This is a genomic window from Streptomyces sp. NPDC031497, assembly GCF_055580905.1.
In genome coordinates this window covers 104,638-118,175 of record NZ_JBVIKO010000027.1, presented here as the reverse complement: position 1 = coordinate 118,175, position 13,538 = coordinate 104,638, and the positions used below count along the sequence as shown (strand labels likewise).

At 70.5% G+C, this 13,538-nt stretch carries 10 protein-coding genes; 1 reads left to right on the top strand and 9 read right to left on the bottom strand.

What is annotated here, in order from left to right; all coding sequences use genetic code 11:
• Nucleotides 1-58: 58 nt before the first annotated feature.
• From ACZ5K7_RS39220 to ACZ5K7_RS39205, 4 genes are all read right to left on the bottom strand, one after another.
• Nucleotides 59-742 (bottom strand): response regulator transcription factor, encoded by a 684-nt coding sequence (locus tag ACZ5K7_RS39220; protein ID WP_351709649.1) that lies wholly within the window; start codon nt 740-742, stop codon nt 59-61.
• Complete coding sequence (locus ACZ5K7_RS39215; protein ID WP_468921629.1) at nt 739-1,890, bottom strand: sensor histidine kinase; 1,152 nt, start codon at nt 1,888-1,890, stop codon at nt 739-741. Before ACZ5K7_RS39215 ends, ACZ5K7_RS39220 begins: the two co-directional genes overlap by 4 nt.
• On the bottom strand, nt 1,887-2,420 hold the full coding sequence (locus tag ACZ5K7_RS39210) for a DUF1453 domain-containing protein (protein WP_468921626.1): 534 nt from the start codon (nt 2,418-2,420) through the stop codon (nt 1,887-1,889). Before ACZ5K7_RS39210 ends, ACZ5K7_RS39215 begins: the two co-directional genes overlap by 4 nt.
• A gap of 464 nt (nt 2,421-2,884) precedes the next feature.
• On the bottom strand, nt 2,885-5,008 hold the full coding sequence (locus ACZ5K7_RS39205; protein WP_468921624.1) for a DNA gyrase/topoisomerase IV subunit B: 2,124 nt from the start codon (nt 5,006-5,008) through the stop codon (nt 2,885-2,887).
• 441 nt (nt 5,009-5,449) lie between these two features.
• Between ACZ5K7_RS39205 and ACZ5K7_RS39200 the strand changes: the two genes are divergently transcribed.
• Nucleotides 5,450-5,680 (top strand): DUF7455 domain-containing protein, encoded by a 231-nt coding sequence (locus ACZ5K7_RS39200; RefSeq protein WP_351709661.1) that lies wholly within the window; start codon nt 5,450-5,452, stop codon nt 5,678-5,680.
• Between the two features lie 99 nt (nt 5,681-5,779).
• Here ACZ5K7_RS39200 and ACZ5K7_RS39195 read toward each other — a convergent pair whose 3' ends face one another.
• The 5 genes from ACZ5K7_RS39195 to ACZ5K7_RS39175 form a co-directional block, all read right to left on the bottom strand.
• Nucleotides 5,780-6,646 (bottom strand): serine protease, encoded by an 867-nt coding sequence (locus ACZ5K7_RS39195; protein WP_468921620.1) that lies wholly within the window; start codon nt 6,644-6,646, stop codon nt 5,780-5,782.
• A 120-nt stretch (nt 6,647-6,766) separates the two neighbouring features.
• A complete protein-coding gene (locus ACZ5K7_RS39190) occupies nt 6,767-8,320 on the bottom strand; it encodes an RNA polymerase sigma factor (protein WP_351709667.1) in 1,554 nt (517 codons plus the stop codon).
• A gap of 498 nt (nt 8,321-8,818) precedes the next feature.
• Nucleotides 8,819-9,706, bottom strand: coding sequence for a FadR/GntR family transcriptional regulator (locus ACZ5K7_RS39185; protein WP_351709670.1), 888 nt, complete (start codon nt 9,704-9,706; stop codon nt 8,819-8,821).
• A gap of 162 nt (nt 9,707-9,868) precedes the next feature.
• Nucleotides 9,869-12,694 (bottom strand): ABC transporter ATP-binding protein, encoded by a 2,826-nt coding sequence (locus tag ACZ5K7_RS39180; protein ID WP_468921615.1) that lies wholly within the window; start codon nt 12,692-12,694, stop codon nt 9,869-9,871.
• A gap of 80 nt (nt 12,695-12,774) precedes the next feature.
• A complete protein-coding gene (locus ACZ5K7_RS39175; protein WP_351709675.1) occupies nt 12,775-13,533 on the bottom strand; it encodes an NUDIX hydrolase in 759 nt (252 codons plus the stop codon).
• Nucleotides 13,534-13,538 lie beyond the last annotated feature (5 nt).

The window sequence follows — 13,538 nt, the reverse complement described above, 5'->3', positions numbered from 1 at the left end:
GGACAGATCGGGAAGATCCCCGACTCTTCTCCCCTGGCTCTTCACCCCATTAGGTGACTCAATCCGCTGGTGGCCGTACCAATCCCTTCCCGTAGGCGTAACGAACCGCCTGGGCCCGGTCCTTGAGCCCCGTCTTGGCGAACAGGTTGTTGATGTGCGTCTTCACGGTCGCGGTGGAGACATGCAGCCGACGGGCGATCTCCTGGTTGGTGAGCCCCTCGGCGATCAGCACCAGGACCTCGGTCTCCCGCGCGGTCAGTCCGTCGGGCGCCTCGGTGGCCAGGGGCGCCGGCTCGGGCTGCGACAGCCTTTCCAGCAACCGCCGTTGGATGCTCGGCGACAGTCCCGCGTCTCCCGAGAGCACGCTCTGCACCGCCCGCACGATCTCGTCGCCGCCCGCGTCCTTGGTGAGATAGCCACGGGCACCGGCTCTCAGCGCCGGGAACAGCGACTCGTCGTCCGCGAACGTGGTGAGCACCACGACCTGCGTACCCGGGTACTCCGATCTGATCCGCCGCGTCGCCTCCACACCGTCGCAGCGGGGCATCCGCAGGTCCATCAGCACCACGTCCGGGGCAAGTTCGGCGACCAGCCGTACCGCCTCCTCCCCGTCGCCCGCCGCTCCCACGACCTCCACGCCGGACAGCAGGCCGAGGAGCATCACGATGCCTTCCCTGACCACGGTCTGGTCGTCGGCGACGACCACCCGCGCGGGCTTCTTCTCCCCCTCGGTCTCCGTCATACGGGCACCCTCAACGTCACCTCGAACCCCTCGTCACCACGCCCTGCCTCCAGCGACCCGCCCAGCAACTCGGCCCGCTCCCGCATACCGAGCAGACCGTACCCGCCGCCGGCGTCGGTGAGTTCGCCGGGACGCCCACCCGAGTCCCTCACGTTCAGGGTCACTTCGTGCTCCTGGTAGTCCAGCCGTATCTGAACCTTGGCGCCGTAGGCGTGCTTGCGGACATTCGTCAGCGCCTCCTGGGCGACGCGTCGTACGGTCTGTGAAGCCTCTGCGCGCAGGGCCCTGCGTTCACCCGTGACGGTGACCTCGGCGCCGTCCGTCGTTGCGACGATCTCCGTGAGGAACTCCTCCAGCGGGGTCAGCTCGCCGCGCAGGGCGGACAGGGCCTGGCGGGTCTCGGCGAGTCCGTCCCGGGCCATACCCCGGGCGGCCACCACCCGTTCGAGAATCTGCTCCCGGTCGGCTCCGCGCTCGATCAGCAGCCGCGCCGCCTCCAGGTGCACCATCTGGGCCGAGAGGCTGTGGGCCAGCACATCGTGGATCTCCCGCGCGATCCTGGCCCGCTCCGCCAGCGCCGCCGACTCCGCCTCGGCGGCTCTCGCCGCGCGCTCCTGTGCCAGCAGCCGCTGAGCGTGGCCCCGGGCCTCGGCGTCGAGTCTCATCACGTACCCGGCGAGTGCCAATCCGACGACGGTGGCCGCGGTGGTCAGCCACACGTCATTGTTGAACGCCGAGTACGAGGCCAGGGCCACGGACGTGACGGGCACCGCGACCGCGATCGGCAGCCGCTCCAGGGCGGAGATGCCGCAGCCGCACCAGATCACGAGGGCGGGTCCCCGGAATCCGTTGGCCTCCGCCGCGACGGCGATGGCCAGGAGGACCCCGAAGAGGAGCAGGGCCGGTACGAGCCGGTGGGCGTAGGTGGTCCGGTAGAAGCCCCAGGAGGCCACGGCGGTCACGACGACACCCGCCACGGCCGCGGCCACGTTCCAGCCGTGGATGTGCGACTGGCTGAAGGCGCCCCACAGCAGCAGGGCGAGGAGCATCAGTCGCACGGCCCAGGCGAGCGTGCGCCGGGGCCGGGAGACCCCCGCGCGGCTCAGCGCCTCACGCGAGGGCCAGCGCATCCAGACGTTCTCCGTCACACGCCTTCCTTCCTGGTGACCCGGGCCATGCCGTCACCGTACGCCCGGGTGGGGCTGCCCCCGGACGGGGCGGAGAGGAGGGACTGCGCACGCCAGACGAGGATGCCGGCGCGAACCAGCAGGGTGACCGCCAGTCCGAGCATGAGGGTCGAGCTGTCCTGATGGACGCCGACGAGGGTGCCGAGGGCGAGGAGACCGACACGCACGGCTATCCCGACGAACCAGACAGAAGCGCTGGCCTTGGTGCTCTTGGTCCAGACGACTCCGTCGGGCTCCGTCCACACCCGGGTGGTCCAGGCCCAGGCGGCGCCCGTCCCGAGTCCCACCAGCATCTCGGCGCCGAGCAGCAGCGCGGATTCCGTGCGGTGATGGGCATCGAGTATGCCGGGTTCGCGCAGCGCGACGACCGCGAGGATCACGGGCAGCAGCCACCAGCGCCGTCCGGTGTCGATCGGGCGTGCGCGGAACTGGCGCACGATCACCACGACGACGACTGCCACGATCAGCAACGCGTTGACGAGCCCGGCCATCAGAGCCTCCGTGAGCGGAAGGGGCGGTGCCGGGAGCGGGAGCCGCCGACACCTCCGACGCTACGGAAACGCGCAGGTCAGCAGATCGGAGCGTGGGTGGATCACGGGTGGAATCCGACGGGCGGGTTCTCTCCACCCCCGGGTGGAGAGAACCCTGCGCGGGGCTGCACGGACCACTGCCGCGTGATGGTCGGCGGGGCGCCATGTCGGGAGGCCACTGTGCCGCGTGGCCGCCGCCAGGCGCCATGTCAGAGGGGCGGGGACGGGCCGGCGAAAACCGGTGGGCGACAAGAAACAGGCGCCGACCGGCAGCCGACGGGCGGCAGGCGCCAACCCGCGGACGACGGGCGGCGGGCACCGTGTAACTGACCGCCGCCCACCTTCTCCGTTGCCCCACCTCCACCGGCGCCCACCTTGGCTGGCGCCCAGCTCACCACCCCACCGGCCAAAGCCCGGCGCAGCGGCTACGCGTCGATGCGCGACCGGTCCAGCGTCGCCGCCGAGCCGGAGATGAACTCCTTTCGAGGGGCCACGTCGTTGCCCATCAGCAGGTCGAAGACCTGCTCCGCCGCTTCGAGGTCGGAGAGGTTGATCCGGCGCAGGGTGCGGTGGCGCGGGTCCATGGTCGTCTCGGCCAGCTGGTCGGCGTCCATCTCGCCGAGACCCTTGTAGCGCTGGATGGAGTCCTTGTACCGGATGCCCTTGCTCTGGAACTCCATGAGCTTGTCGCGCAGCTCACGGTCCGAGTACGTGTACACGTACTTGTCCTGGCCCTTCTTGGGCTGGACGATCTCGATGCGGTGCAGCGGCGGCACCGCCGCGAAGACGCGGCCGGCCTCGACCATGGGCCGCATGTAGCGCTGGAACAGCGTCAGCAGCAGACAGCGGATGTGCGAGCCGTCGACATCGGCGTCGGTCATCATGATGATCTTGCCGTAGCGGGCCGCGTCGATGTCGAAGGTGCGGCCGGAACCCGCCCCTATGACCTGGATGATCGCACCGCACTCGGCGTTCTTGAGCATGTCCGTCACCGAGGACCGCTGCACGTTGAGGATCTTGCCCCGGATCGGCAGCAACGCCTGGAACTCCGAGTTCCGGGCCAGCTTCGCCGTACCGAGCGCGGAGTCGCCCTCGACGATGAAGAGCTCGCTGCGCTCGACGTCGTCGCTGCGGCAGTCGGCGAGCTTGGCCGGCAGGGACGAGGACTCCAGGGCCGTCTTCCGGCGCTGCGCGTCCTTGTGCTGGCGGGCGGCGATACGGGTCCGCGCGGCGGCGACCACCTTCTCCAGGACCACGCGGGCCTGGGCGGCCGCGTCACGCTTGGTGGAGGTGAGGAACGCCTTCAGTTCCCTGGTGACCACGTTGTTCACGATCCGGCGGGCCGCCGAGGTGCCGAGGACCTCCTTGGTCTGGCCCTCGAACTGCGGCTCGGCGAGGCGGACGGTGACGACGGCGGTGAGGCCCTCCAGGGCGTCGTCCTTGACGATGTCGTCCTCGGCGACGCGCAGCAGCTTCTTGGCGCGCAGCACCTCGTTGAGGGTCTCGCGGACGGCCTGCTCGAAGCCGGCCATGTGGGTGCCGCCCTTGGGCGTGGCGATGATGTTGACGAACGACCTCATGGTCGTGTCGTAACCGGTGCCCCAGCGCAGCGCCACGTCGACGCCGAGTTCACGGGTGACCTCGGTGGGGGTCATCTGGCCGTGCTCGTCCAGGACCGGGACGGTCTCCTTGAAGGTGCCCTGTCCGGAGAAACGGAGGACGTCGCAGACCGGCTTGTCGGTGGCCAGGTACTCGCAGAACTCGCTGATACCACCGTCGAAACGGAAGGACTCCTCGCCCTTGCTGCCGTCCGGGCCGAGGCCGTACTCGTCACGGACGACGATCGTCAGGCCGGGCACCAGGAACGCGGTCTGGCGGGCCCGCTGATGGAGGGTCTCCAGAGTGAGCTTGGCGTCCTTGAGGAAGATCTGGCGGTCGGCCCAGTACCGCACGCGCGTGCCGTTGCGGGTCCTGGGGATCTTCTTGGTCTTGCGCAGCCCGCTCTTGGCCTCGAACTTCGCGTCCGGGCCCTCACCTGCGAAGACACCCGGGACACCGCGGCGGAAGCTGATCGCGTGCACATGGCCGCCGCGGTCCACCTCGACGTCGAGCCGCGCGGAGAGCGCGTTGACCACCGAGGCTCCGACGCCGTGCAGACCGCCGGAGGCCGCGTACGAGCCGCCGCCGAACTTGCCGCCGGCGTGCAGCTTGGTCATCACGACCTCGACGCCGGACAGGCCGGTCTTGGGCTCGACGTCCACGGGGATGCCGCGGCCGTTGTCCCGGACCTCGACGGAGCCGTCGTCGTGGAGGATGACCTCGATGTGGTCGCCGTAGCCGCCCAGGGCCTCGTCCACGGCGTTGTCGATGATCTCCCACAGACAGTGCATCAGACCGCGACTGTCGGTCGAGCCGATGTACATACCGGGGCGCTTGCGCACTGCTTCGAGGCCCTCGAGGACGAGAAGGTGCCGCGCGGTGTAGTTGGAGCCGTCCCGGTCTGCTCCTGCCAGCAGCGCTGTGGACGGCACGGACGTATCGGCGGTCACGCGGTTCGCTCCTCGCTGAATTTCAGTGAAGCCCCTTTTGGGTAAGGGGCCGGCTTCGGTCGCCGTTGAGAGGGTACCGAGGCCTGGTAGAGCCGTTGTAACGCCACCCTCGTCATGAACTCACACTAGTCCACGGTCGTATGCGTGTTCGATCCCTCGATGGAGTGAAGTACATATCACGTTCCCTTCGAGGCATGAACCATTTAGGCTCCGGGCACGTCCTCACAAACAACCGGCAACCCGGCCGGGAGGATGAGACCGATGAACCGCGCGAACCCGTAAGCACCTAAGACGACGCAATACGGCACATTCGCCGCCAACCGGCAGCAGACGGCCACCTCGAAAGATTTTTTTCGAGGAGAAGCCCCGAGCGGGAACGTTTTCGGGCTGGTTGGATGTTGACCCTGGTACGACAGCTCGTCGAGCTAGAGAAGAGGCGACGTGACTACTGTTCTGACCCCCGCGAGCCACCTGACGGCCGCCGATCGCTGCGACCGCTGCGGCGCCCAGGCATACCTGCGCGTCGTGCTGCTCAGCGGCGGAGAACTGCTCTTCTGCGCCCACCACGGTCGCAAGTTCGAGCCGGAACTCAAGAAGATCGCCGCTGAGATACAGGACGAGACGGAGCGGCTGACGTCCGTTCCGAACAACGCCTCCGAAGATGAGCGCTGACCTCTCGCACCCACGACGAGCCAGCGCCGGCCCAGGCCGGTGAACGGGCGGCCGCTCCCCCGGGAGCGACCGCCCGTCGTCATGTAGCCGCGACAGCCCTCAGGAGGCCCCCTGAGGCCGCCGTGAGCCACTGAAGGCACCGCCCGGCCCCAGAGCCCGGACGACCTCGGAGACGCGCGTGTAGACGCCGGGACTTCCCGGGCGCCCGCAGCCGCTGCCCCACGACACGAGTCCGATCAGCCGCCCGCCGGCGACCAGCGGTCCCCCGCTGTCGCCCTGGCAGGCGTCGGGGCCGCCCAGGGCCTCACCGGCGCACACCATGGCATCCGCCCGGTAGGTGCCGTCGGCGCCGCCGGGATAGGCGCGCTCGCACGCCTCGTCGGGCAGCACATGCACCTGTGCGGCGTACAGCCGGCGCGCGTAGTCGCCGCCGCCCGTGACGTCGCCCCATCCGGAGACCAGGGCACCGGTGCCGGTCCGGTAGGCGGTGTCCCCCTCGGCGGCCATCTTGACGACGGCGTCGGCGGGCAGGGGCTTGGCGAGGGTGAGAACGGCGAAGTCGCCGGTGTTCGCATCGGCGTCGTAACGCGGATTGACCCGGGCGACGGTCACCGGGATCTCCTGGCCCTGCGCCGAGAGCAGATCCGTGCGGCCGGCGATGACCTTGAGGTCGTGCACCCGGTCGGAGGGTCCCCCGATCACCTCGTCGGCCAGGCAGTGGGCCGCGGTCAGCACGGTGGTCCGGCCGATCGCCACGCCGCCACAGAACTGGCCGGCCCGCGTACCCCCGAATCGGTCACGGCTGGACAGCGCGACTGTCCAGGGAGTCTGGGAGACGTCGACGGGGAACCCGCCGACGACAACGCTGTCGGCGGCTGCCGGAGGCGGGCCGGCCAGCGGTATCACGGCGGCGACGGCCGCCAGGAGCAGCGGTCGGATCAGGACCGGGATGGAAGGGCGGCGCATGCACACTCCTCACTCTGGGTGGTACCAGGACACCCAGAGTCATCCAGTGCATCGCGACCCGCAGCCCGAAGGCCCGGCTCCCCACAGGGAGCCGGGCCTTCGACATCGTAGGAGGGCGACCTAGTCGAGGTAGTCGCGCAGCACCTGGGAACGCGAGGGGTGACGCAGCTTCGACATGGTCTTGGACTCGATCTGGCGGATGCGCTCACGCGTGACGCCGTAGACCTTGCCGATCTCGTCGAGGGTCTTCGGCTGACCGTCGGTGAGACCGAACCGCATAGAGACGACACCGGCCTCGCGCTCGGACAGGGTGTCCAGCACCGAGTGCAGCTGCTCCTGGAGAAGCGTGAAGCTGACGGCGTCGGCGGGGACGACGGCCTCGGAGTCCTCGATGAGGTCACCGAACTCGCTGTCACCGTCCTCACCCAGCGGGGTGTGCAGGGAGATGGGCTCACGGCCGTACTTCTGGACCTCGATGACCTTCTCGGGGGTCATGTCGAGTTCCTTGGCCAGCTCCTCCGGGGTGGGCTCGCGGCCCAGGTCCTGGAGCATCTGGCGCTGCACGCGCGCGAGCTTGTTGATGACCTCGACCATGTGCACCGGGATACGGATGGTGCGGGCCTGGTCGGCCATGGCGCGGGTGATCGCCTGACGGATCCACCAGGTGGCGTACGTGGAGAACTTGTAGCCCTTGGTGTAGTCGAACTTCTCGACCGCGCGGATCAGACCGAGGTTGCCCTCCTGGATGAGATCCAGGAAGAGCATGCCACGGCCGGTGTAGCGCTTGGCCAGGGAGACCACCAGACGGAGGTTGGCCTCCAGGAGGTGGTTCTTGGCTCGGCGCCCGTCCTCGGCGATGATCTCCAGCTCGCGCTTGAGCTTCGGGGCGAGCTTGTCGGCGTTGGCCAGCTTGTCCTCGGCGAACAGACCGGCCTCGATGCGCTTGGCGAGCTCGACCTCCTGCTCGGCGTTGAGCAGCGGGACCTTGCCGATCTGCTTGAGGTAGTCCTTGACCGGGTCGGCGGTGGCACCGGCGGCGGCGACCTGCTGCGCCGGCGCGTCGTCCTCGTCCTCGTCGGACAGGACGAAGCCCGCGCTCTCGGTGCCCTCGGGCTCCTCGGCGCCCGCCTTGGCCTCCTCGAGAACCTCTTCCTCGAGAAGCTCGGCGTCGTCCTTCTTGGCGGCGGTCTTCTTCGCCGGCACCGCCTTCTTCGCGGCGGTCGCGGTCTTCTTCGCGGCCGCCTTCTTCGCGGTGGGGGCGGCCTTCTTGGCGGCGGCCTTCTTGGCGGCCGCCGTCTCGTCGGTCGGATCGTCGGCTACGACGGGGGACACGGCCGGGGCGGCCGTGGCGGTGGCCTTCCTGGTGGTCACCGTCTTCGCCGCGACCGTCTTGGTGGCGGTGCGCTTGGCCGGACTCTTCGCTGCGACGCTCTTTCGGGTGCGCTTGGGCTCCGCGGCACTGACCATCAGCGTCACACCCTCTTCCTCAAGGATCTGGTTGAGGCTGCGCAGTACGTTCTTCCACTGAGTGGCCGGAATCTGGTCAGCTTCGAAGGCCCGACGCACATCGTCGCCGGCGATCTGCCCCTCAGCCTTTCCCCGCTCAATGAGAGCCATGACAGAGACGGACTCGGCGATCTCCGGCGGGAGCGTACGGGATGTGCTGGCCGACACGAACAACCTCTCGGAACGTTGGAAAACGGCTTCCGGCCCCGTCCTGGACGGACTGGAGCCGACCGCCGGCTTGGGGATTGACCGGCGGAACGGGCGGGGGCCGGGAAGAGACACAGCGCCATGAATGGCGTCCGTATTCCCTCCGCGGCTGTCACCTCTTAGGTCATCGCGTTGTTCGCAAGAGCGTTACGCCCAATCTACGTGGCCCGAGTCACACCCCGTAAGCGCTCAAAAACGGTCAGACATGGGCATAGGTTGTCGCAGATGATCTCTCCGGGGCGTTCGGACGGCAGCGGGTGCGCCGTACGACCGCCACAGAGCCTGCCACGCACCGCTCGACCGTCGCGGTGTTGTCATACGACCGCTGCACGCCCGTCCCGCCGCGCCGGACCCCGCCGGAGCCCTGAGGGATCCGGCGGGGTCCGGCGGAAGCGGGGTCCGGGGTCGGCGGCGCCCCGAGAACGCGGAACCGACCGAGCGCACCGCTCTCGATGCGGGTCAGTGCTCACGCGGGGCGGGTACCACGCGCTCGACCTCGGGGTGGACGGTGAGCAGTTGACGCATGGCCGACTCGGCCGCCGCGCCGTCGCCCGTGCCGAGCGCGTCGACGATCCGCGCGTGCTGGGCCAGGGACGTCTCGTTCGGCCGCTCACAGCCGGTGACCGGGCCGCCGGAGACGTGGAGGGCCGACGACACGATGCCGGAGAGGTGCTCCAGCATGCGGTTGCCCGCGATCTGGATGAGCATCGAGTGGAACTCGGCGTCCGCGCGCGAGAACGTCAGCGCGTCGCCCTGCGCCATCGCGTGGCTCATGATCTCGACCATGTCGGACAGACGCTGCTGGACGTCCTCGCGCCCGTGCCCGGCGGCGAGTCGGGCGGCGAGTGGCTCGATCGTCCAGCGCAGCTCGCTGAGCTCACGGCGCTGGTCGTCGCGCTGCGGCCCGAAGGCCCGCCACTCGATGATGTCGGGGTCGAGGAGGTTCCAGTCGCTGACGGGACGCACGCGCGTGCCGACATTCGGGCGGGCACTGACCAGGCCCTTGGCCTCCAGGACCCGAAGGGACTCACGGACGACAGTGCGGGAGACCTCGAAGCGCTGGCCGATCTCCTCGGGCACCAACGGGCGGTCCGCGCCCAGGTCGCCGGAGACGATCATCTGACCCAGCTGCTGGACGAGTTGACCGTGCAGTCCGCGGCCGCGGCTGCCCGCGGCACGTCGTCCCACACGGCCCAGCTCCGGGTCCGGGCCCTCCCAGGAGGGTGCCCCGACACGATCGTTGACGGGGGCATCCACGTACGGGTAGCGGTCGAGTTCGCCCGGGCCGACCAGACCAGAGTCTGCGGAGCGGGCGGCGGTCATCATGGTGTGCGCAAGGGTACTCACGGATCCTTTGTCGGCGCTGCCTCCAACTCCCTTGAGGTCTTTGGTGAAAAGCACACGAAAGGGTGATCGCTCACCCCATCGCAATTGACGCCTTATCGGAAAGAAATGGCCTTTCTTCGGGGAGTTGTGCGCACGGGGGGATCGGAAGCGCCCGGTCCGTGGTCAGCGGAGCCTGGCGCGCAGGGTGGTGAACAGGTACGCGCAGAGCAGCGCGGTCAGCGACAACGCCATTGCTCCGCCCACGGGTTGGGCCAGCAGCCGGGCCGCTGCGACCAGATAGCGATCACCTCCGAAGGGCCACTGCAGCAGCAACGTCTCCCGCATCCGCATGGGGAGTCCGGCGGCCATCCGCACACCCGACCCCTGCAGCGCCTTGTGTACGACGGGCACGACGAGTACGGGTACGGCGAGCACCGCGGCGAGACCCGCCGTGGTGGACCGGAAGACGCCCGCCGCCAGTACACCGGCCCAGGCGCAGCCGACGATCAGTCCGAACCAGCTCGCGGTCATCGGAAGCCAGTCCGGGGGAACCTTCGCGAGTTCCCGGCCGTAGACGAGATAGAGCATTTCGGCGTCGCAGCCCAGGGTGAGGAACGAGAGCAGCACGGCGGTGGCTCCGGAGACCACCAGTTTCGCGGTGAGCAGTCCCAGCCGGCGGGGTACGGTGCCGCGGTCCGCCGCCAGCGCGGGGTGGCGGAACTCGTCTCCGAAGGCCAGCGCCCCGAGCAGCCCCGCGCCGAGCGCCGCGGGGGGCAGCGGCAGCTCCCGCGGCCAGGCGGCGAACAGCCGGGCCTGCGGGGTGTGCCCCAGCCGGGCGAGCAGGACGGCGATGAGAGCGGACACCGCCAGGACAGCACCGCAGGTGACAAAGCCGGCACCGATCCCGGCGGCCCGGCGGAGCTCGTAGCGCAGGGGGCGGAGGGGGCTGGGGGCAGAGCGGACGGAGATGGCGGGTGGGAGCGGGGAGGGGTCGGCCAGGACGGCGGTTCCCGCCGGCCTCGCAGGCCCGGCCTGGGGCGGGGCGGGGTCAGCGCCGGCCGACGAGCGTTCGCCGGACTGAGGCTTCGGCTGCCTGGCGGCGAGCTTGGCGGTGGGGGCCTGGCCGGGCTGTGGCGGTGACTGCTTGACGGAGAGCTGAGTGGCTGGGGCTTCGCCGGGTGCGGCGGGGGCCAACGGCTGGGAGAAGGCAGCGGAGGCGGAGGAGCCGCCCGGCACGGGGCGGGACGGTGGCTGGGGGGATACGGCGGAGGCCTGCGGTTGGTCGGATGCGGCAGCGGCCGGCGGCAGGGCGGACCGGGTGACCGTCGGGGTCTCGACGGATGCGGCCGTGGCCGGCGTCTGGGCGGAGGGGGCGGTTGCCGACGGGTGAGCGGAGGCAGCGCCTGCAGGTGGCCGGGCGGATGCAGTGACCGTCGGTGGGTGAGCGACGGAGGCAGCGGCCGAGGGCCGAGCAGGGGCGGGAGCGGACGAGGACTGAGCGGAGGCGGCGCCGACCGGTGGGTGAGCGTACGCGGCGGCCGACGGCTGGGCGGAGTCGGCGGTGGACGGTGGCTGGGCGGGGACGGTGGCGGACATCGGGTCCGGGGAGGTGGCGTGCGTCGGCGGCTCGGATGTTGTGGCCGGAGCCGGGGCCGGAGACTGCGAGGACGCGGTGGCGGCCGACGACGGCCGGCCAGCTGCGGAGGCGCCTGCCGACCGGGCCGAGAGCACGGCGGTCGGGGTCTCGGTGGCAAGGGCGCTGCCGGAAGGTTCCGCGTGCGGAGGTCCGGGCGTGGCCGCCGTGTCGTCGGCGAGTACCCGGGGGGACATGGACGACTGCTGTTCAGCCTCGGCGGAGGACTCCGCCGGGTTCGACGACTGATCCGGGCCCGGCTCCTCGTCGGCGGTGCGTGACTGACTCACCGGCCTCGGTCCGGCCGATGTCCGCGGCTGTGGGGTGACCGGAGAGCCGCCCGTGTCCTGGCGCCGATCGGTACCGGGCGCGTCCCGCCGCTCCGTGGTCGGTGCCTCGTCGACCGTGCGGGCCCCGTCCACGGCAGCCGGCTCGCTCGCACCCCGCTGCCGTCGTCCGGCCTCCGGTACGGCGTCCGTCGGCGGCTCCGCTCCGGCGCCCGCGCCCATGTCGCCGACCTCGTCCGCGAGTTGGTGGACGAGGATGCCGTGACGGAACGCGGTCTCGCCGACCTCGGCCGTCGTGCTGCCGTACACCGACAGGCGGTTGCCGCCTTCACTGACGACCTCCACCGAGCGATGGGTCGTGCGGGCCTCCTTGGTGAGGAGGGCGGCGAGCCGGGCGGCGTGGGGGCTGCGGACGGCCACACGTGGGCGCAGCCGGGTGCGGGCGAAGTCGGTGGCCTCCTGGTCCGCGACGAGCCTGCCGGCCTCCAGGGTGACCACCCGGTCGGCGACGCGGGCCGCCTCCTTGGGGTCGGAGGTGGTGAACAGGACCGTGCCGCCCTTTACCGCGTGGGCCCTGAGCATGCGGTGCAGCCAGTGGCCCTCGCGAGTGGAGAGACCGTGCGTGGGTTCGTCCAGGACAAGGGTGTGCGGATCGGGGAGCAGGGCGCAGGCGAGGCCCAGCCGGCGGTCCACGCCGCGCGACAGCGTGCCCAGGCGCTCTTCGCGGAGGCTGACGAGCCCGACCGCTTCGAGCACTTCGTCGGCACGCCGGACCGGGACTCCGGTCGCCGCGCACAGCATGCGCAGATGACCGCGGACGGAGCGGGCCGGGTGGCCTGGGACGTCACCGAGGAGGACGCCGACCTCACGCGAGGGGTGGGCGATGCGATGCAGGGGGCGGCCCCTGAAGTAGGTCAGCCCACGGCCCTGTTGGAGTTCGAGCATCAGTCTGAGCGCCGTGGTCTTGCCCGCGCCTTCCGCGCCCAGGAGTGCGGTGACGCGGCCCGCGCACGCTTCGAAGGTCACGTCGTCGACGGCGGGCGGGTGCGCCTTGCGGGGATTGCTGGTCAGTCCGAAGGCCTCGATCACCTTAGGGAAGATAGCGCGGAATGACCGTTTTTCCAGGTATAGAAGGGTTTAACCTCGGTGGGATTCGCGCTGTCGGACGGTCAGACCTCGGGTCGCAGCATCGGCGGGTTGAGCAGAGTCGCGCCGCCGGCGCGGAAAAGCTGGGCCGGACGGCCGCCCTGACGGGTGGTCGTGCCGCCGGTGGGGACAAGGAACCCCGGGGTGCCGGTCACCTTGCGATGGAAGTTGCGCGGGTCGAGCGCCACGCCCCACACCGCCTCGTAGACGCGGCGCAGCTCACCGACCGTGAATTCGGGCGTGCAGAACGCGGTGGCCAGGGACGAATATTCGATCTTGGAGCGGGCTCGTTCCACCCCGTCGGAGAGAATCTGGGCATGGTCGAAGGCGAGCGGCGCGACGGGCTCGCCGTCCCGGCCGTAGCCGCCCTGTGCGAGCAGCTCCTCGACCGGCGCCCAGCGCGCGTTGCTGGCGTCGCCGCCCGCACGGGGTGCGGGGAGGTCGGGGGCGAGGGCGAGGTGGGCGACGCTGACCACGCGCATCCGGGGGTCGCGCTTGGGGTCACCGTAGGTCGCCAGCTGCTCCAGGTGGGCTCCGCCGTCCTGGGCGGGTGCGTCGGGGTCGTGAGCGCGCAGGCCGGTCTCCTCCGCGAGTTCCCGCGCCGCCGCCTGCGAGAGATCCTCGTCGGCCCGTACGAAGCCGCCCGGCAGCGCCCAGCGCCCCTGGAACGGCTGCTCCCCTCTGCGTACCGCCAGCGCGCACAGGGCGTGGCGGCGCACCGTCAGCACGACCAGGTCCACGGTGACGGCGAAGGGCGGAAAGGCTGACGGGTCGTAGGGCATGCGGT